Source organism: Azospirillum sp. UENF 112521, from assembly GCF_058780665.1.
On the sequence record NZ_JBSNCI010000009.1, the window covers coordinates 153906 to 172483 of the forward strand.

The 18578-nt window shown below is 66.9% G+C and carries 21 protein-coding genes; 9 read left to right on the plus strand and 12 right to left on the minus strand.

The genetic code is table 11. The features are described from left to right. Position 1: 1 nt before the first annotated feature. The 3 genes from ACWPN8_RS32275 to ACWPN8_RS32285 all read right to left on the minus strand — a co-directional run bounded on the left by ACWPN8_RS32275 (position 2) and on the right by ACWPN8_RS32285 (position 2599). Entirely contained in the window at positions 2-661 is a 660-nt protein-coding gene (locus ACWPN8_RS32275; RefSeq protein ID WP_492243761.1) for a CoA transferase subunit A, read from the minus strand. 2 nt (positions 662-663) lie between these two features. Beyond that, positions 664-2055: a GntP family permease gene (locus tag ACWPN8_RS32280; protein ID WP_109448782.1), complete on the minus strand. Its 1392-nt coding sequence runs from the start codon at positions 2053-2055 to the stop codon at positions 664-666. Positions 2056-2119: 64 nt separating this feature from the next. Then, the gene (locus ACWPN8_RS32285) at positions 2120-2599 is read right to left on the minus strand and encodes an SRPBCC family protein (RefSeq protein WP_492243762.1); all 480 of its coding nucleotides are present in this window, start codon (positions 2597-2599) and stop codon (positions 2120-2122) included. A gap of 309 nt (positions 2600-2908) precedes the next feature. Between ACWPN8_RS32285 and ACWPN8_RS32290 the strand changes: the two genes are divergently transcribed. Beyond that, the gene (locus tag ACWPN8_RS32290; RefSeq protein WP_109448786.1) at positions 2909-3109 is read left to right on the plus strand and encodes a heavy-metal-associated domain-containing protein; all 201 of its coding nucleotides are present in this window, start codon (positions 2909-2911) and stop codon (positions 3107-3109) included. 95 nt (positions 3110-3204) lie between these two features. Here the strand turns inward: ACWPN8_RS32290 and hemP are convergent, their stop codons facing one another. From hemP to ftsE, 5 genes are all read right to left on the minus strand, one after another. Continuing rightward, positions 3205-3369 (minus strand): hemin uptake protein HemP, encoded by a 165-nt coding sequence (hemP, locus tag ACWPN8_RS32295; RefSeq protein ID WP_098735831.1) that lies wholly within the window; start codon positions 3367-3369, stop codon positions 3205-3207. Positions 3370-3505: 136 nt separating this feature from the next. Next, positions 3506-4147, minus strand: coding sequence for a YdcF family protein (locus tag ACWPN8_RS32300; protein ID WP_492244003.1), 642 nt, complete (start codon positions 4145-4147; stop codon positions 3506-3508). 64 nt (positions 4148-4211) lie between these two features. After that, complete coding sequence (locus ACWPN8_RS32305; RefSeq protein WP_492243763.1) at positions 4212-4745, minus strand: cell division protein FtsX; 534 nt, start codon at positions 4743-4745, stop codon at positions 4212-4214. Beyond that, positions 4733-5104, minus strand: a complete 372-nt coding sequence (locus ACWPN8_RS32310; RefSeq protein WP_492243764.1) for a hypothetical protein — start codon at positions 5102-5104, stop codon at positions 4733-4735. Before ACWPN8_RS32310 ends, ACWPN8_RS32305 begins: the two co-directional genes overlap by 13 nt. 4 nt (positions 5105-5108) lie before the next feature. Beyond that, the gene (gene ftsE, locus ACWPN8_RS32315) at positions 5109-5858 is read right to left on the minus strand and encodes a cell division ATP-binding protein FtsE (protein WP_109448790.1); all 750 of its coding nucleotides are present in this window, start codon (positions 5856-5858) and stop codon (positions 5109-5111) included. A 189-nt stretch (positions 5859-6047) separates the two neighbouring features. Here ftsE and ACWPN8_RS32320 point away from each other — a divergent pair, with 189 nt between their 5' ends. After that, on the plus strand, positions 6048-6830 hold the full coding sequence (locus tag ACWPN8_RS32320; protein ID WP_109448792.1) for a lysophospholipid acyltransferase family protein: 783 nt from the start codon (positions 6048-6050) through the stop codon (positions 6828-6830). 626 nt (positions 6831-7456) lie between these two features. Here the strand turns inward: ACWPN8_RS32320 and ACWPN8_RS32325 are convergent. After that, positions 7457-7642: a hypothetical protein gene (locus ACWPN8_RS32325; RefSeq protein ID WP_492243765.1), complete on the minus strand. Its 186-nt coding sequence runs from the start codon at positions 7640-7642 to the stop codon at positions 7457-7459. Positions 7643-7983: 341 nt separating this feature from the next. Here ACWPN8_RS32325 and ACWPN8_RS32330 point away from each other — a divergent pair, with 341 nt between their 5' ends. From ACWPN8_RS32330 to ACWPN8_RS32340, 3 genes are all read left to right on the plus strand, one after another. Next, on the plus strand, positions 7984-8838 hold the full coding sequence (locus tag ACWPN8_RS32330) for a DUF2491 family protein (protein WP_492243766.1): 855 nt from the start codon (positions 7984-7986) through the stop codon (positions 8836-8838). Positions 8839-8866: 28 nt separating this feature from the next. Then, a complete protein-coding gene (locus ACWPN8_RS32335; protein WP_109448796.1) occupies positions 8867-9292 on the plus strand; it encodes a DUF350 domain-containing protein in 426 nt (141 codons plus the stop codon). A gap of 160 nt (positions 9293-9452) precedes the next feature. Continuing rightward, a complete protein-coding gene (locus tag ACWPN8_RS32340) occupies positions 9453-10223 on the plus strand; it encodes a hypothetical protein (protein WP_492243767.1) in 771 nt (256 codons plus the stop codon). 183 nt (positions 10224-10406) lie between these two features. On the opposite strand, the gene ACWPN8_RS32345 is transcribed toward ACWPN8_RS32340, so the two are convergent. After that, a complete protein-coding gene (locus tag ACWPN8_RS32345) occupies positions 10407-11108 on the minus strand; it encodes a hypothetical protein (protein ID WP_492243768.1) in 702 nt (233 codons plus the stop codon). Between the two features lie 467 nt (positions 11109-11575). On the opposite strand from ACWPN8_RS32345, the gene ACWPN8_RS32350 reads away from it, so the two are divergent. The 4 genes from ACWPN8_RS32350 to ACWPN8_RS32365 all read left to right on the plus strand — a co-directional run bounded on the left by ACWPN8_RS32350 (position 11576) and on the right by ACWPN8_RS32365 (position 15613). Next, positions 11576-11809 carry a hypothetical protein gene (locus tag ACWPN8_RS32350; RefSeq protein ID WP_109096885.1) on the plus strand — a complete coding sequence of 78 codons (234 nt, stop codon included), beginning with the start codon at positions 11576-11578 and terminating at the stop codon, positions 11807-11809. A gap of 772 nt (positions 11810-12581) precedes the next feature. Continuing rightward, positions 12582-12827 (plus strand): hypothetical protein, encoded by a 246-nt coding sequence (locus ACWPN8_RS32355; RefSeq protein ID WP_109096884.1) that lies wholly within the window; start codon positions 12582-12584, stop codon positions 12825-12827. Between the two features lie 242 nt (positions 12828-13069). Continuing rightward, a complete protein-coding gene (locus ACWPN8_RS32360) occupies positions 13070-13837 on the plus strand; it encodes an IS5 family transposase (RefSeq protein ID WP_492243769.1) in 768 nt (255 codons plus the stop codon). Between the two features lie 339 nt (positions 13838-14176). Further along, a complete protein-coding gene (locus ACWPN8_RS32365; RefSeq protein WP_492243770.1) occupies positions 14177-15613 on the plus strand; it encodes a methyl-accepting chemotaxis protein in 1437 nt (478 codons plus the stop codon). Between the two features lie 24 nt (positions 15614-15637). On the opposite strand, the gene ACWPN8_RS32370 is transcribed toward ACWPN8_RS32365, so the two are convergent. Both ACWPN8_RS32370 and ACWPN8_RS32375 read right to left on the minus strand, forming a co-directional pair. After that, entirely contained in the window at positions 15638-17050 is a 1413-nt protein-coding gene (locus tag ACWPN8_RS32370; protein WP_109449286.1) for a replication initiation protein, read from the minus strand. 722 nt (positions 17051-17772) lie between these two features. Beyond that, the gene (locus tag ACWPN8_RS32375) at positions 17773-18525 is read right to left on the minus strand and encodes a sulfite exporter TauE/SafE family protein (RefSeq protein ID WP_109490618.1); all 753 of its coding nucleotides are present in this window, start codon (positions 18523-18525) and stop codon (positions 17773-17775) included. Positions 18526-18578 lie beyond the last annotated feature (53 nt).

The window sequence follows — 18578 nt, forward strand, 5'->3', positions numbered from 1 at the left end:
ATCAGCGCGGCGTTGCGGCGACGATGTAATCGACCAGCACCGACGGCGTCATCACCGCGTCGGGCGGGATGCAGCCGACCGGCAGGATGTCCTCGGCCTCGGCGATCACGGTGGCGCCGGCCATCGCCATCAACGGGTTGAAATTGCGGGCGGTCAGCGCGTAGGTCAGGTTGCCGTACAGGTCGGCCTGCTTGGCGGCGACCAGCGCGAAATCGGCCTTGATCGGCATTTCCAGCAGGTAGGTGACGCCGTCGATCTCGACCGTGCGCTTGCCCTCCTCCACGATGGTGCCGACGCCGGTGGCGGTCAGAACGCCGCCCAGCCCGACGCCGCCGGCGCGGATGCGCTCGGCCAGCGTGCCTTGCGGCACCAGTTCCACCTCGATGGCCCCGGCGATCATCTGCTTCTGCGTCTCGGGGTTCAGGCCGATGTGGCTTGTCACGACGCGACGGACCAGCTTCTCCACCACCAGCTTGCCCAGGCCGTTGTTGGGCCGGGCGGTGTCGTTGGCGATGATGGTCAGTTCGCGCTTGCCCTGGCGGATCAGTTCGTCCACCAGCCGGTTGGGGCCGCCGACGGCCATGAAGCCGCCGATCAGCAGGGACGCCCCATCGGGAATGCGCGCGACGGCGTCCTCCAGGGAAATGAGCTTGTTCTTCATGATCAGACGATCCCGGTCAGGTAGTAGACGGCGATCACGAAGAAGACCGCCAGCGTCTTGATGCAGGTGACGGCGAAGATGTCGCCGTAGGATTGCCGGTGCGTCAAGCCGGTGACGCCCAGCAGGGTGATGACGGCGCCGTTGTGCGGCAAGGTGTCCATGCCGCCGCTGGCCATGGAGGCGACGCGGTGCAGCACCTCCATCGGGATGCCGGCGGCGTTGGCGGCGGTGATGAACTGGTCGGCCATGGCCGCCAGCGCGATGCTCATGCCGCCCGACGCCGATCCGGTGATGCCGGCCAGCGCGGTGACGGTCACCGCCTCGTTCACCAGCGGGTTGGGAATGGCGGCCAGCGCGTCACGGATCACCAGGAAGCCCGGCAGTGCCGCGATCACCGCTCCGAAGCCGTATTCGGACGCCGTGTTCATCGAGGCCAGCAGCGAACCGCCGATGGCGGCCTTGGTGCCTTCGGCGAAGCGCTGGGACACCGGCTTCCAGGCGAAGGCCAGCACCATCAGGATGCCGCAGAGCAGAGCCCCTTCCACCGCCCAGATGCCGGCGACCGAGGACACTTGCGTCACCAGCGGCTTGGCGCCGGGGGTCAGCGCCACTTCGCTGGTGGCGCCGTAGACGCTGGGGATCGCCATGGTGAACAGCTTGTTCAGCACGCCGACGGCGACCAGCGGCGACAGCGCCAGGATCGGGTTCGGCAGCGCCTCGGACGCCACGGCTTCCGGCTCGTTGGTGTGGCCGCTGCCATAGCCCTCGCCGCGCGCGATGGCCGAACGGACGCGCCATTCCAGATACAGCAGGCCCAGCGTCAGGATGAAGACCGAACCGATCAGGCCCAGCCAGGGAGCGGCATAGGCGTCGGTCTTGAAGAAGGTGGTGGGGATGATGTTCTGGATCTGCGGCGTACCCGGCAGCGCGTCCATGGTGACGGTGAAGGCACCGAGCGCGATCACGCCGGGGATCAGGCGCTTGGGGATGTCGCCCTGCCGGAACATCTCGGCCGCGAAGGGATAGACGGCGAAGACCACGACGAACAGCGACACGCCACCGTAGGTCAGCAGCAGGCAGACCAGCACGATGGAGGTCACCGCGCGCTCGCGCCCCACCAGCTTGATCACGGCCGAGACGATCGACTTGGAGAAGCCGGACAGCTCGATCACCTTGCCGAACACCGCGCCCAGCAGGAAGACCGGGAAGTACAGCTTCACGAAGCCGACCATCTTGTCCATGAACAGGCCGGTGAAGATCGGCGGCACCGCGGACGGGTCGGTCAGCAGCACGGCCCCCAGCGCCGCCACCGGCGCGAAGAGGATGACGCTGAAGCCCCGGTAGGCGACCAGCATGAGGAACGCGAGCGCTCCCAGGCAGATCAGGAAACTCATTTGGACGGTGCTCCCTCGGTTATTCTTTTCCGACGCTTGGCGTCTGGAGTGTCGTTTTCGGAATTCACGGATGAAGCAGAGTACGGAGCCGGGCCATGCCGGCGTCGTAGAGGTCGCGGACGAACCGTTCGGCTTCCGCCTCCGTCCCCTCTTGCGGGTGGGAGGCGTAGGAATGGAAGGTGGCGGTCCAGTGAAGCACGGCCTGCCCCTCCCCATCGGCCCGCAGGCGGATTTGCGCCAGCAGGTCGGCGACCGGATACGGTCCCTCGATCACCGCATAGGTGTAGGCGTCATCGACCCGGCTGACATGTTCCAGCCGGTGGACGACCGGCGAGCCGTCGTAAAGCCGCAGGCGCCTGAGCGCGCCCTTTTCCGTCCCGTCCACGGTCATGGAAACCGCGCCGGGATACCATTCACCGACAGCGCCATCCCACCGCACCAGCGGCCACACGTGGCGCGCCGGGACAGGCAGAAGGGTTGTGGCGGTGACAAGCGGCATCGCGGCGCTCTTTCCTGGCAAACCCCGGGACGGGGGTGCATGCATCCGTATCAGCAAGGGTTATGCCAGGGCGGCCTTGACAGGATGTCGCAGGCGAAACCTTTGGAATAGCGGATTTTTTGCAGTGCACACTAAAATCGCCAGGGACCGGCCTCTCTCTTTTTCGAGACTATTGACTGAGGAATCGTCTCGTTTTCAAGATTTTGTCTTATTTTCGAGACATGGCTTCAAGCGTGACGATCGGGAGATCGGGTGGTTGAGCGGAGCTGCGGAATGCCGCTTGACCTTCCCGTTGCTGGAAGGTGCAGCCTTTCCAGATCATCCGCACACCTTAACTCCCAAGGGAGAAGATCCATGCTGACGTTGAAGGTTTCCGGAATGACCTGCGGCCATTGCGCCCAGACCGTGACCAAGGCCTTAGAGGCTCTCCCTACCGTGGAACGCGCCCTGGTCGACCTGAAGGCCGGCGAGGTCGCGATCGAAGGCGGCGCCGAAGAATCCGCCATCCGGCAAGCCATCGAGGATGCCGGCTATGAGGTACAGGGCCGGGCGTGAAAGGTCATCACAAATAAGAAAATGGGCGCCGGACCAAAGTGGTCGGGCGCCCATTCTCGGCGGCGTTTTTCCCGGAAGGTTCTTTGAAGGTCGTTTTATTTGGTCAGGATCAGCTTGTTGGCGCGGGTCACACGCAGGCGGTAGCTCTGCCCGGCGTGCTGGATCACGATCTCGCGGCTGCCCGACATCAGGCGGCCGGATTCGACCACCGGCAGGGATGCGGCGAAGGAAGCGGGAACGGAGACGGCGCTGTCGTGCATGGCGAGTCTTTCTTGCTGGACGGACGTTGCGGTTGGCGATGTCCGGGCGTGAACCCTGGACAGGACCCTAACTCGGCCCGAAGCCAATTGCAAGTCATTCTCATTCGCTTTTGAAAATTGACATCCTCTCCCGCGATCAGTCCCGAACCGCGCGGCGTACCGCCCAGCGCAGCCCCACCACCAGCAGCTTGTTGTATTCGTTGACCAGCAGGTTGGCGGTGCCGGGCCACATCCACCAGTCGTCGAGATGGACGGTGGGGGCGACGACGGGATGGGGAACCAGTTCCACATCCGGCATCGCCATCGACAGCTCCAGCAGGCTGCGGCGCATGTGATAGTTGGCCGTCACCAGCCGCAACGACCGGAATCCCTGGTCTCGCATCCAGTCGGCCGTCTCATAGGCATTGCCGATGGTGCTGTCGGCGGAATAGCCCAGCGTGATGCAGCACTCCAGTTCGGTCGGGGAACGGCGGGACAGCTTCAGCAGTTCCTGCACATCCACCCCGTCATAGACGCCGGAGACGAACAGCTTCCTCGCGCGGCCGGCGGCGAGCAGTTCAAGCCCGGTGCCCAGCCGGTGGCTGCCGCCGGTCAGCACGACGATGGCGTCGGTCGGCCGGTCGGCCTCGGCACCGCCGGGGGACGACCGCGGCACGTCGGCCGCATACCAGAACAGCCCGCCCAGCCAGACGGCCGCCAGCACCAGCATGCCGACGATCACATGCGCAATCGCCCGCGCCATCATTCCGCCGCCGCGCCGCCGGTGACCGTGGCTCATCATGGTGCCGACCAACCCCCGGTCCTAGCCATGGCCCCACTCATGGCGCGGATCATGACCCTAATCATGGCATGGACTCCAGCGTGCGCAGCACGGTCCAGCGCGCGGTGACCAGCGCCAGAAGGGCCAGCCCCGCCGGCACCAGCAGCAGGGCCCCCCATTGCCAGGGCTGCAACGCCAGATCGGGCAGCAGGCTGGCCCGCAGCCCCTGGGAGGCGCGGTGCAACCCATACATCGTGCCGCCGGCCAGCAGCAGCCCGAGCCCGCCGCCGCGCAGGCTGCGGCCCACCACATGCCGTTCGAACTGGCGCGAGACATAGCGGTCGGTGGCGCCCATCAAATGCAGCAGTTCCACCACCGGCCGGTGGAGGGCAAGGCCGGTGCGCACGGCGAAGACCACGGTCATCACCGCCGCCGCCCCGATCAGCACCACGACACCCAGCGCCGCCAGCCGGATCGCCCCGGCGAAGGAGCGCAGATCGGCCAGCCACACCGCATGGTCGTCCAGCGTCGCCCCCGGCGCGGCGGAGGTCAGGCGCAGGCGGAGTGCCGCGACATCGACCGGCCCGTCGGCGGCGACGTCGATCAGCCGCGGCATCGGCAGCAGCGGATCCGCCGCCCCCGCTCCCAGCCAGGGCTCCAGCAGCCGGGCGATCTCCCCCCGCCCAGCAGGGTCGCCGTTCGGATGCCGGGGAAGGAGCGCAGGACGGTCAGCGCCGCCTCCGCCCGCTCGTCCAACGGGGCGACGGGGGCGCCCGGCATCGGCGCCACCTGCACGGTCAGGCCGCCGGCCAGCCCGCTGTCCCAGCGCTGGGCCATGTCCGACACCAGCATGGCGCCGGCCAGCGCCAGCGCCGCCAGGAACGCCATCAGCGCGGTGATCCAGCCGAGGAAGCGCGAGGAGGGGTCGACCGCCAGCGGCAGGTCGGAACGGGGCCGCACCGGACGAAGCGCCATGCCGCTACTCCCACCTTGAGTCGATGGGCCTCGAATCGATTGGCCCCGGGTCATTGGCCCGCGCATCCTTCGTGCGGGCCTCGACGCGGCCGCGCGCCGGCAGCACCATCAGCCGGCCGTTGTCGAGATGAAGGCGCGGGTGGTCGAACCGGCGGATCAGCGCCTCGTTGTGGGTGGCGATCACCACGGTGGTCCCCAGCTTGTAGAGTTCCTCGAACAGGTAGAGCAGCCGCATGCCGATGCCGTCGTCGACGTTGCCGGTCGGCTCGTCGGCCAGGAGCAGCCGCGGCCGGTTGATCACCGACCGCGCGATGGCGACCCGTTGCTTCTGCCCGCCCGACAGGGTGGAGGGCGTGGCGTGCAGATGGTTGCCCAGACCGACCCAGCGCAGGATCTCGCTGCAATGGGCGACCACGTCGGTCTCCGGCGTGCCGGCCATGCGCAGCGGCAGCGCCACATTGTCCAGCGCCGACAGGTGGTCGAGCAATGCGAAATCCTGGAACACCACGCCGATCTGGCGGCGCAGTTCCGGCAGGTCGCGGCGGGTCACCACCGCCATGTCGCGGCCGAACAGGGTGACCAGCCCGCGCGACGGCCGGTGGGCCAGATACATCAGCTTCAGCAGCGACGATTTGCCCGCCCCGCTGGCACCGGTCAGGAAATGGAACGAGCCCGGCTGAAGGGTGAAGCTGATGTCCCGCAGCACCTCCGCCTCGGTGCCGTAACGCAGGCCGACATTCTCGAAACGGATCACGGTTCCACCACAGCTTGTCACCCTTTCGCGCAGCCCCCCTCCATGCCGGGGACAATGCACCCGGCCGGGAGCGGAGTCCACCCTGCCCGGCAAAAGGCCCTCCCCTCCCCGCCGTCCTCTCTCCGCCGTCCTCTCCCTGACCGCGCGGAATACTTGAGAAGTCGGCGAAGACCTGACAAGTTGCCGGCCATGATCTGGATCCGGTCCCTCGCCTTCAACATCGCGTTCCACCTCTGGACCGCGCTGATGTGCTTCGCCCTGCTGTGGATGCTGCTGCTGCCGCGTCCGCAGATGGTCGCGGTGGTGAAATGGTATCTCGGCACGGTCGGCTGGCTGGAGCGCACGCTCGTCGGCATCCGCTACGAGGTGCGCGGGCGGGAGAACCTGCCCGACGGCCCCTTCCTGCTGGCGGCCAAGCACCAGTCGGCATGGGAGACCATGAAGCTTCACCTGCTGGTGAAGGACCCCGCGATCATCCTGAAGCGCGAGCTGATGTGGATCCCGATCTGGGGCTGGTACGCCGCCAAGGCGAAGATGATCCCGGTCGACCGCGGCGCCGGCGGGGCGGCGATCAAGTCGCTGATCCGCAACTCCCGCCCGGTGCGGGACGAGGGGCGCCCCATCGTGATCTTCCCCCAGGGCACCCGCGTGGCGCCGGGCACCTATCGCCCCTACCGCATCGGCGTCGGCATGCTCTATGACAGCCTCCGCATTCCCATCGTGCCGATGGCGCTCAATGCCGGCCTTTATTGGCCGCGCCACAGCTTCCTGAAGCACCCCGGCACGGTGGTGGTGGAGTTCCTGCCGCCGATCATGCCCGGCCAGCCGCGCGCCGAAGCGATGCGCGACCTGGAGGAGCGGCTGGAGGCCGCGAGCGACCGCCTCGTCACCGCGGCCGGCGGACCGCCCACCCTGCGCCCGCCGCCACCTGAGCCGGCACAGGGCAAGCGGACGGCGGCCGCCGTCTCCTGACGGAAGGCATAGGGGCCGGTCCCCACGGTTAATCCCTTGAGCGCCGCCGCGTATCTGCCTACCCTCGCGCAACGAATCGCCGGGAGGGCCGGTTGAACCGGCCCCGGATGACGCGCGAGAGGATGGATGACGCAGACCGCGAAGCCCCCCAGGCCTACCCGGTACCAGGATCGCTGGACGGAGCGATGGCGCGCAGCCGCCGTCGCCCTGCTGATGATGGTACAGCCGCTGGCGGCCCCCGTCGGCACCATCCTGACCGCTCCCGCGGGCCCTGCCCCGCTTGCAATCGCCGTCACCGCAGCAGCCGTCACGCTGGCGCCGGGCGATGCCGAGGCCCGCGCCAGGTCCAGCAGCCGGTCGTCCAGCAGCCGGTCGTCCGGCGGCTATTCGCGCCCATCGCGCACCCCGTCCGTCGGCAGCAGCGGCGGCAGCGGCGGATACTCCCGCCCCTCCACCTCGCGGACGCCGTCCACCGGAAGCGGCGGCGGCTGGTTCTCCGGCGGGTCTTCGAGTTCGAGCGGCGGCTATGCCCGGCCGGGCAACAGCGCCCCGTCGGTCGCCGCCCCGCCGACCTCGGCAGGTGACCGGACCTTCAGCCAGCAGGGCTCGGCCGATGCGCTGAACCGCTACCGCACCAAGCAGGAGGCCGACCGCACCCCGCCGGCCCAGCCGGGCGCGCCGCCGCCCGCCGCCTCCACCCAGGGGCGGACCGGCGGGTCCAACAGTTCCAGCAGCTCCGGCGGGTCCAGCTGGGGCTGGGGCTGGGGCGGCTCCTCTAACCGCACGCCGTCGACGCGCCCGGCGCCGGCCAATCCCTATGGCGGCTATGGCTGGAGCCCGCCGCCCTACACCGTCAGCGCCCCGCGCCGCTTCGGCGTCTGGGACGGGCTGTTCCTGTGGTTCATGCTCGACACGCTGACCCGGCCGGGCCATGCCGCCTTCTTCCACAACAACGCCGACGACCCCGGCTACCGCGAATGGCGCCAGGAGGCCGACCGGCTGGCCCGCGACAATGCGGAGCTGCGCGGCAAGCTGGACCAGCTCGACCAGTCGGTGGCGGCCCAGGCCGGCACCCCGCGCCAGGCCGGCCAGCTGCCGCCCGACGTGCCGGCGGATCTCGGCGCGCGCCGATTCGGCCAGTTCGGCCAGTTCGGTGGACAGCGCCAGCGCCGCGCAGGCGTCGCGCAGCTCCGGGCACGGCTTCTGGTGGTGGGGCCTGCTGCTGCTGGGAGCGGCGGTGCTGTTCCTGCTGTGGCGGGCGCGGCGGCGGATGGATGCGCCATCCAAACCGAATGCAGTCGCCGGCAGCCCTGTTTCCAAGGGCTCCGGCTCCAAGGGAGGATTCGACGTGCCCCTGTTCGGAACGCTCGGCAACTATGTGAACCAGAAGCTCGGCGGCAAGGCCTACAGCCCGTCGCTGTTCCGGCTGGGCATGACGGTCACCATCGACCCCACCCCCTTCCTGCTGGCGGAGAGCGCCACCAAGGTCAAGGCGCCGGACACCGGCACCGACCGGCTGGTGTCGATCGAGGCGGTGGGAACCGTCACCTCCGGCCCGGCCACCGTCTACCGCCTGCATCTGCCGGGAGGGGGTTTCTTCCAGATCCATCTCGGCCCCGACGGGCAGCCGGACGAGTGCCGCTATTTCACCCCCATCGACAGCGTCACCCCGTCCGACGAGGGCGAGTGGGGCTTCTGGCTGGATGATGCGGAGGGGATGATCGGCTGGCCGGAGTTCCAGACCAAGGACGGCAAGCTCTATCCCCGCGTCTGGCAGCCGGGCGCCAGCCGCATCCAGCCCTTCACCCTCAGCGAGGCGCGCCAGACCCTGCGCGGGACCGAGACGGTGACCAGCCAGGCGATGCTGTACGGCGCCCCGACGAACGCCGGGGACCCGGCGCCCGCCACCGAATATATCCTGGTGGAGGCGGTGGAGCGCGCCGGCCGCGCGTCGGTCGAGATCGCCGCCGGCATCGACGTGAACCCCGCCTCCCTCTCCCTGTCCTAACCCCCCACACGACAAGAGTGCCGGCCCCATGGAAAGCACCTTCGGTTCCATCCTGACCGCGCTCGGCACCGGCCTTCCGGTGCTGCTGGTCCAGCTCGCCGTCACGCTGGCGCTTCTGGCGGTCGGCGTCGCCGTCTACACCCGCATCACCCCCTTCGACGAGCGCCGGCTGGTGGCGGAAGGCAATGCCGCCGGCGGCCTGACGCTGGGCGGGTCCATCGTGGCGCTCGCCATTCCGCTGGCGGCGACGCTGGCGACCAGCAGCTTCCTGCTGGACATCGTGCTGTGGGGCGTGGTGGCGGTGATCCTCCAGCTGGTCGCCTTCGCCGTGGCGACCCTGCTGATCCGCGACCTGCGCGGCCAGATCGAATCGGGCAACGTCGCGTCGGCGGCGACGCTGGTCGGCGTCCAGCTCGGGGTGGCGGTGATCAACGCCGCCGCCATGGCGGGATGAGCCGGGCCGGGTAAACGGGGCGGGATAGAGAAAATCGCCCCCGAGAGGTAAGGACGGGGGTCTGGTTCCCGGATCGCCCCCACCCCATCTGTGCAGGCGAAGCGTCCGCGGCCTTGGTCCGGGGGCGCCTCCAACAACCCTCCTTCGACAGGAATCAGCCATGCTTGCCTTCATCCGCAACCTTATGGGTGTCAAGACCGACCAGGCCGTCCAGGGCGCCATGGAGGCGCTGGTCCGCTGGGATCCGAAGTCCGCGACCGAGGCGGAGCTGCGGACCATGGAGCAGCATCTCGACGGGCTTGGCCGGCAGGTGGCGGAAGCCCGCGCCATCCATGACCGCGAGCAGCGCGAGGCCGACGAGATCAAGGCCCTGTCGACCCAGCGCATGGCCGCCGCCGAGCATCTGCAGCGCCAGATCGACGCCGAGACCGATCCGTCGCGCAAGGCCGCCCTGGAAAAGAGCCTGGAGACCGTCATCGCCATGCTGGAGGAGATGGCCCCCGACATCGAGCGCGAGGTCCGCGACGCCGTCGAGGCGCGCGAGTTCCTGGAGATGCTGGAGAAGAACTATGCCGACGCCGGCGCCAAGTTGAAGGCCGCCCGCGCCGAGCTGACCCGCGCCCAGCGCGACATGGGCCGCGCCGACCAGCAGCGCGCCATGGCCGAGCGTCAGGCCGAAGCCGCCCGCCAGGCCGCCGGCCTCGCCGGCGCCACCAGCGGCCTGACCGTCGCGCTGAAGGCGATGCAGGACACGGCGGCCAAGGATCTGGCCGCGGCGGAGGCCGCCAACGCCAAGGCCAAGCTGCTGCGCCCGTCGGCCCCGGAGAAGGAAGACCCCAACATCGCCGCCGCGCTGGCCGCCGCGTCGGGCAAGACGGCGCCGACCAGCCTGTCCGACCGTCTGGCGGCGCTGAAGGCCAAGCAGGGCTGAGGGTTCGGGGGATGGGATGACGAGGTCGGCGGGGGAGGATTCCGCCGATCCTTACCTCCTGGGGGCCATCCCGGGCGGCATCGGGGGGGCATCAGAGGGGATGGAACAGCGTGAAACGGTTTCCGGCTGCTGTTCCATGTTCACCGGCCCGCCTCACGGCCGGTCGCCTCACGACCGGCCGCCTCACAGACGGTCGAAGGCGGCCTTTCCGCCCTTGCGCTCCAGCGCCGAGCCGAGGGTGGGATAGGGATCGTCGGGGTTGAGGGTGTAGGGATAGACGCCTTTCGGCCCCGTCGCTTCCGGGCGGGCGAGGATGGCGGCGACGGCGCGCGGATCGGGCGGGGTGCGTTCGCGGAAGGCGCCGGGAATGCTGTCGTCGTCGAGGTCGGCAATCAGGTCGGCGGCAAGGTCGGCAGCAGGCATGGCCGACGGGTCTTCCGACGGCTGAGATGTTTGCGGCTGATGCGCCGGCCGTTGCGCCGGCTGGTCGGCGAGCCCGTCGAGGATGCCGAGCCGGTCGGCCAGCCAGCGCACCGTGGACGGATCGCCGGAGGAGACCAGCCGTTCGATCTGCTCGACGACCAGACTGCGCAGCGAGGACAGCCGCAGGTCGGCCTCGCGTCTCAGTGCCTGCCGCTCCCACCACACCCTGTGACGGAAATCCTTGGAACCGTAATAGGCCCGCCAGAGTGTCGTCCGGCTGCATCCCATGGCGCGGGCGACATAGAGGAAGCTGCTGCCGCGGGCCAGCATGCCGGCGGCCATGATCCATTGCTCCTCATGGAACTGCGAACCGGGGACCAGCGAGCCATCCGAGGGCACCGGCGGCTCTTCGGCCCAGCGGGGGAAATTGTCGTTCTGGAAGGTACGGCTGTCGAGGGCCATGGCGTCGCTCCGCAGGCTGGTGGACGGTTTGCGGAGAGGTTATAGGATTTTGATCCTTTATGGTGGATTTTGTGCAAAACCGGGAGCACGGCAGGGAAGCCGGCTCCGCCCTTCGCGGGGATGACGCCGAAAGAAGTGCCGGCCGATCGGCAAATCGGCGAAGCGCCTCCAGGCCAGCGCTCCTCTATCCCGCAACTTAAGAGGCGGTTTCCAGAACTCTCATTCGATGATCACCGTTCCAGAAACCTGCTGATCTGCCGTCGATTTCCTGTGCCTTTGGCACAGATAAGGCAAAGGCCGTCTTCGCCGCGACGAGGTGAGCGAGTTCGGGGGAAGGCGGTGTTCAGCACAGTACAACTGAAAGTTATGAGAAAATATTTATCGATAAATTGCATGTCTGGAAAACGGTTTTCTCCGAAGTGACGAAAATGATTTTGCAGTGTTGATCTTCCAGAAGGGAAGAAATCATGGACTATGAACTTAGTTGCTATATCACTTTGTCGTCAGCTCCCGAGCATGGGGAGGCAAGAGAGAAGTTGATTAAAGCCGTGCATACGTTCGAAGCCGATCTGAAGCAAGCGGGCATCGGCTATGCTCTTGACCTTCAAAACATCCGGCAAGCTCGTACCGTGATCCATAGCGTGCACGCTGGCACGGAAATGCGTCGAGCCGCCGCCGAGCCGAATGAGGACGCGCCCTAACACTACTTTGGCAGTTCCACCGTGATGTGGCCGGATTGACAGGCGCCTTGTGGTAATGAGGCGCGACGGCGCTTTTTCGCTCCTTGACGCGGTAGGTGTTGGGCCAGAACTGGCCGATGATGGGAAGTCGTGAACCATCGGTGTCGATCGGCTTGGGAACAGGCCCTCTGCCAGTCGCTCGCACTGTTTCTTTCCGGGCCATGGCCCTTCCGCCGACCGTGCGATCATAAGATCCCCGCCCACGGCCGTGCACGATATGGACGGTTCAGAAAAGACCGTCGACGATACACTAAGACACAAGAACAGACGGCCGATGTCCGGATTACCGTCGCCGCCGATGCAGATGCTTCCGAGCACAGCCGAAATGTGCGCTTGGTATTTTCCAGAAAAAGACCATAATACGCGACGCTGCAATTTTTCCCGAACAATGACCGGAGTGGGCATGCGCCTAAAGAAAGCAGCTCAGGCGTCGCGTGGGCATTTCGTCGATCCCTGGATGCGTGTCGCTCATATGACCGGACAGTTGGCGGCGACAGCCGGCACCGCCTGGTCATCGAACCCGCACCCGACGGACAGCGCCCTCGCGCAGAGCTGGCTTGCCGGCTGGCGCGCCTATGACCATGACGCGGCGTCCGCTCCCCTCCTGGTCCAGCTTCCACACCCGCAGCCGGGCTCCCCGCTTCGGGGTTCCCGGTTCCCGGCATCGCCCCGCTCCGCGACGCTGCCTTCCGCAGCGCTGCCGATGCCAATGCCATCACGACAGGATGATTACATGACCACCGAACTGATCGACCGGCTTCCCGGCATGGCCGACGCCGACCTCTCCACCCTCGTCACCAATGCCGAGCGGCTGGTGCGGGCGGGAACACCCAAGCAGCAGAAGTCGGCCCAGGCGGCGATGCCCGCCATCCAGGCGGAGGTCGCCGCGCGACAGGCGAAACTGGCGGCAAACCCGCCCAAGCGCGCCCCGCGCGCCAGCCGGAAGGCCGCTGCGCTGGCGGCCCCAACTGCGCCCTGACCCCAGCGTGCTGGCCAAGCGCCTTGCTGCCCGCTGTACGCCGAGCCATTCTCGCGCATATTCATCAGATCGTGCCGATCCGATGCCCCTGTTGTCGGTGCTGGCTCGTCCCGCACAGGCGCCAGTAGAACTGCCAAAGTGGTGCTAAGAGACCGGTTCCAGAACCTCCATCCGATGATCACCCTCTGGAAACCCGCTGATCTGCTGTCGGTTTCCTGTGCCTTTGGCACAGAGAGGCAGACATGGGGCCAACAATTGCCGATTTGGTGGCGAGGATCATCGACCGGATCGAGGATCGGCCTATCGGTGCCGGGCGTCCGCCAATGCCCCCCGTCGAGATCATCGAAACGCTCCGCTTCTTCCTGCGTGAGGGCGTCCAGTGGCGTGAGCTTCGAGCGGCGGACGGGCGTGCCTCGGGCTCGACCCTGCGCCGCCACCTGGACGAGTGGCACACGACGGCGTTGCTCCGTCGTGTCCATGCCGTTCTTATCCGCATGGCGCGCTCCGGCCCCGACGTCGCCGCTTGGAACGTCGTGGTGGACAGATGCTCGGTACGGGCCAAGCACGGTGGTGACCTAACCGGGCCGAGCCCGACCGACCGCGGCAAGTCCGGAACCAAGTACCACGTCGTGGTCTCCACTGACGGCCTACCGCTGGTGGTCGTCCCTTCGCCCGCCAACGTGCATGACACCAAGCTCTTCCCGGACTTGCTGCGCTTGGCCCAGGTCGTCTGCACCGCCATCGGCAGGCTCTACGCCGATGCAGGCTACGACAGCGCCGACAATCGCTGGCTCTGCCTGCGTGACGGAGTTCAGCCGCACATCCGCAAGATCGGCGAGCCCCACGGCTCTGGGCTCGGCAAGGCCCGATGCATCGTTGAGCACGGCTGCGCTTGGCTGCTGGCCAACAAACGCCTGGATCGACGACAAGATCGGTTGGGGCGCATCATCCTCGCGCTACTCACGGCGGCGGCTATCTTCATCATCGCTAACCGCATCAGTGCATTCTGAAAACCGCCCCTAAAATTATATTCCGTATTTCATGCTTCAACCAAATTCGTCCGGGTATTTTTTAAATGCCCATCATTATGATTATTTCCCAAGTCGATCAATAAAAGTCGGCATTCGCCATCGCAACAATACATGAAATCCAAGCCGGTAATCCGCCTGCGATAAGATTAAAATCGGGAAGCCATGTTTCAATCCCGTAATTGTCTTTTCTGCATAATTCCGGACTCTCCCTGATAGACAGTTTTTTTGCTTTCAATAGGATCCGAAACATACCGGCGCATTCATGTGGGGGAAACGATGTTCGGACGGGGAAAGCAAACTCTTGCGCTGAAGCGCAGGATGGCGGCGCTCGATGCGCTGCGCGCCAAGGTGATGGTGGCGGATGCCGATCTGACCATCGTCCACGTCAACCCCGCGGTGGTCGGGCTGCTGCGCCAGGCGGAGGGCGATCTGCGCAAGGAGTTGCCGCGCCTGGACGTCAATCGTCTGGTCGGCAGCAACATCGACGTCTTCCACAAGAATCCCAGCCATCAACGCGGCATGCTGGCGGCGCTGACCAAGCCGCACAGCGCCACCATCAAGGTCGGCGGGCACCAGTTCGACCTGCTGGTCACGCCGCTGACCGAGGACGGCCAGCGCATCGGTTTCGTCGTCGAATGGGCCGACGCCAAGGAGCGGCTGGAGAACCTCGACTATGCCGCGCAGATGGCGGCGATCAGCCGCTCGCAGGCGGTGATCGAGTTCACCACCGAAGGCGTCATCACCAAGGCCAACGATAATTTCCTGACGGTGATGGGCTATCGCCTGGACGAGGTCGTCGGCAAACACCACGGCATGTTCGTCGAGTCCGCCCATCGCGACACCGCGGACTATGCCCGCTTCTGGGAAACGCTGCGGCGGGGCGAATTCCAGGCGGCGCAGTACAAGCGGATCGCCAAATCCGGCAAGCCGGTGTGGATCGAGGGCGCCTACAACCCGATTCTCGACGAGAAGGGACGGGTGGTCAAAGTGGTCAAGTTCGCCGTCGACGTGACCGCGCAGGTCCAGTTGCTGAACAACCTGAAGATCATGATCGACAAGAATTTCGGCGAGGTCGATCAGGCGCTTCACCTGTCGATGGGAGAGGCGGACTCGGCCAACCACGCCGCGGGTTCGACCTCGGCCAGCGTCCAGGCGGTGGCCGCGAGTGCCGAGGAACTGGTTGCCTCCATTGGCGAGATTTCCCAAAGCATGACCCGCGCCCGCGCGGCGACGGACGGCGCCTTCGACCGCACGGTGACGGTGGCGGAAAGCACCGACCGGCTGGCGACGGCGGCCCAGGCGATGAACGGCATCGTCGGGATGATCAACAGCATCGCCGGCCAGATCAACCTGCTGGCGCTGAACGCCACCATCGAAGCGGCCCGCGCCGGAGAGGCGGGCAAGGGGTTCGCCGTCGTGGCGAGCGAGGTGAAGAACCTCGCCAACCAGGCCGGCAAGGCGACCGAGCAGATCTCCGCCGAGATCGAAGGCATCCAGTCGACCTCGACCGAAGTCGCCACCGCCTTGAGCGCCATCCGCGAGGCGGTCGCGGCGGTGCGGGAGCATGTCACCGGCACGGCGTCGGCGGTGGAGGAGCAGAGCGCCGTCACCCAGACGATGTCGTCCAACATGCAGAGCGCATCCGCCGCCGTGGCGACGGTGACCTCGAACATCACCGCCATCTCCAGCGCGGTCAGCCAAGTGGCCGGCGCGGTCGGACGGACCAAGGAGGCGGCGCACGTCCTCGTACGCTGACGCGAAGGCGCGGCGGGCCGATCCTTACGTCTCGGGGGAGACCGCCTTCGCCACTTTGGCCTTGCGCGCCGCCACCTCGAAGGCGACGTCCTCGATCAGCCCGCCGGTCAGCGAGGACAGGGCCGACTTCAGGCTCGGCCAGTGATTCATGCGGGCGGTGTCGGCAACGGCGGCGTTCCTGGCCATCAGGACGAGGCGGCGGCCACCCTGGGGGGCCTCCTCCACCCGGTCCGGCTCCAGCTCGGCCAGCAGCGGCGCGGGCACCTTGCCCTTCAAGGCGTGCAAGACGGCAGCCCACAGGGCGGTCACGTCGTCGGCGTCGGGCAGCGGGCCCAAGTCGGCGAGGCCGGCCTCCACCGGATCGGCAGGAGCCACGGTGTCGACCTTGCCGATGCGGCGCGCCCGGCGGCCGGCGCTGTGGCGTTCGCGCTCCAGATAGGTCTCGGCCGCCTCCTCCTCGTCCTTGGCGAGGAATTCCAGCGTCACCGCCTCGATCTTGCGGCCTTTCCGCTTCATCTTGTCTTCCGGCATGCTGACGCGGAAGGGGGCGAGCTGGTTCACCTCGGCGATGGCGCGGTCGATGGTGCGGGTGCGCAGGATGCCGAAATCCTTGTAGGCGCCCTCCGGCACGTTCATCAGCTTGCGCAGCGTGTCGATGTCGAGCTCCAGCGACGGATAGTCCATCTGGTAGCGCTGCATGCCGATCTCGTAGAGCTTCAGCGCGTAGGTGCTGGTGACCTTGACCATCGCCGGACCGGACAGCTTGGCCCACAGCTGCGACGAGCGCTGGATTTCCAGGAAGGCGTCGGTGAACTGGAAATGGATGTCGGCGGCGTCGCTGTCCTCCTCCTCCTCCGGCCGGACATAGCTGGAGAGGATGCGCAGTTCGGCGCGCGACCGCCGGCCGCGAAAGGGGCCGATGACCACCAGGCTGGAATCGAAGATTTCCTTCAGCGCGTCGAAGATGCGCTCGTTCCCCTTGTGGTTGCCGCGCACCACGCGCTTGGGCATGCGGTAGAGCTTGTTGGCGAAATTCTGGCTGCCGGCGAGATGGATCATGAAGTTCAGCATCTTCTGCGCCGGCAGCGACAGCCGCGTGCCGTTGGCGGGGTAGCTGTAGACCGCCTCCGCCGCCTTGATCAGATGCTTGTAGCCGTCGCGCTCGAAGGTGGCGCTGGCGACGCGGGCGGTCAGGCCGGCGACCGGGGCCGCGGAGTCGGCGCTGACCGCCGGCAGCGTGGCCGCCGCGCCGTCGCCGTCGATCACAGCACCGCCGGCCAGATCCTGCGGGCCCAGCACCACCAGCCCCGGTCCGCCCTTCGCCGATTCCGCAATCCTGTCGGCAGTCATCGGGGCCGCCATGGGCGCAGCCGCATCCGACGGGACGGACTCCTCCGCCACCGTGCTGCGCGCCTTCCTGCGCCCCGTCCCCGCCATAGCCGTCCTCCGCCAGAATCGGGGGAGGCTAAATCAATCCTTACCAGAAAAACAAGTAAGGAAAGGGTCGCGCCGCAGAATCCTTTTCATCCTTACACCCTGGGGGCGGAACCCTTACGCCCCGGGGGGTGTGCGAATCGCCCCCGCCCGGTAAGGCTGTTTCCCCCACCCTGTAAGGAAGATTCGCACCGACTCGCGGACTCCTCTGGAGATTCGCGCCGACGAATCCTCTTAAAAGGGAAAGGGAGTCGCAAAGCCTTGCCAAGTGCCGGATCCGCAACGGCTTCCCCAAGGCGTCAACAGCGCGAATCTGGCCCCAAGGGGTCTGTCGACATGGCCGCAGGTGCCGAATCGCACCGACTCGATTCGCAAAGACGCCCTTGAGAGAGCGGCGCCATCCTTACTCCCTGGGGGAGCAACGCCATTTTTGCTGTCCAGGGCTCTGTGGGCAAGCACAATCCTTACGGCTTGGGGGCGTTGATAACCGGATCCAGGCCCCCGAGAGGTAAGGATCAGGCCATTCATGAGAGCCCTTCGTCCGATTCTGGGCTGTGCAAGGAGCCACGGACGCTTGGACGCCCCCAGGATGTAAGGAAGCCCGCCCCCAAGCCGTAAGGATCGGGGAACGGGCCTGTCTTGCGCACCGGGCCGGAGTGTAGCCCCCAGGGAGTAAGGATAGGAAAGAAGGAACAGGATAAAGCTTTGTTATATAATTTTTTTTCTCAATGGGCCGCCAGCAGCAGAAGCCCCTGGCCGAGATAGACGCTGGCGGTTCCCATCACCAGATAGCGGCTCCATAGGCGGAACTGGGCGTCGCTCATGCGGTCGAGGACGCGGCGGGAGAGATTCGTGCCGATCAGCGCCATGGCGATCGACATCAGGATCACCGTCGATTCCACCGTCTCGTCGCCGCTGCCCGCCACCAGCGGGGCGAAATAGACGATCTTCACCAGATGGCCGACCGATTGGATGGCGGCCTTGGTGGCGACCACGCTCTGCCGGGTCATGGCGCTGCGGATGAAGAAGGTGTCGAGCAGGGGGCCGGAGATGCCGGCGAGCAACTGGATGCCCATGCAGAGGAAGCCGCCCAGCACGCCATGCAGCGGCTTCTGCGCGTTCAGCGCCCAGCGGGCGGGGATGGCCAGCGCCAGGAAGGGCGTCAGCCCCAGGATCAGCAGCGACACCGCCCGGTCCGGCACGGCGCCGGCCAGGGCGAACAGCAGGCCGGCGACGGAGCCGCCCAGCGCGAAGCGCAGGATGACCGGCCAGACGACATGGCGCCGCCACAGCCAGGCCCGCCAGCCGTTGGAGGCGAACTGCGTCACGCCATGCAGCAGCATGGCCGACGGCACCGGCAGCAGGATCAGCAGCAGGCCCATCAGCACCATGCCGCCGGCCATGCCGAACAGGCCCGACAGAAACGAGGTCACGAGAACGGTGAGGCCAAGCCCCACCATCAGCGGAAGCGTCAGCATGAATCGCCCAATCTCAGAAAGGATGGCCGGAAACTCTCACGCGCATGGTTGCG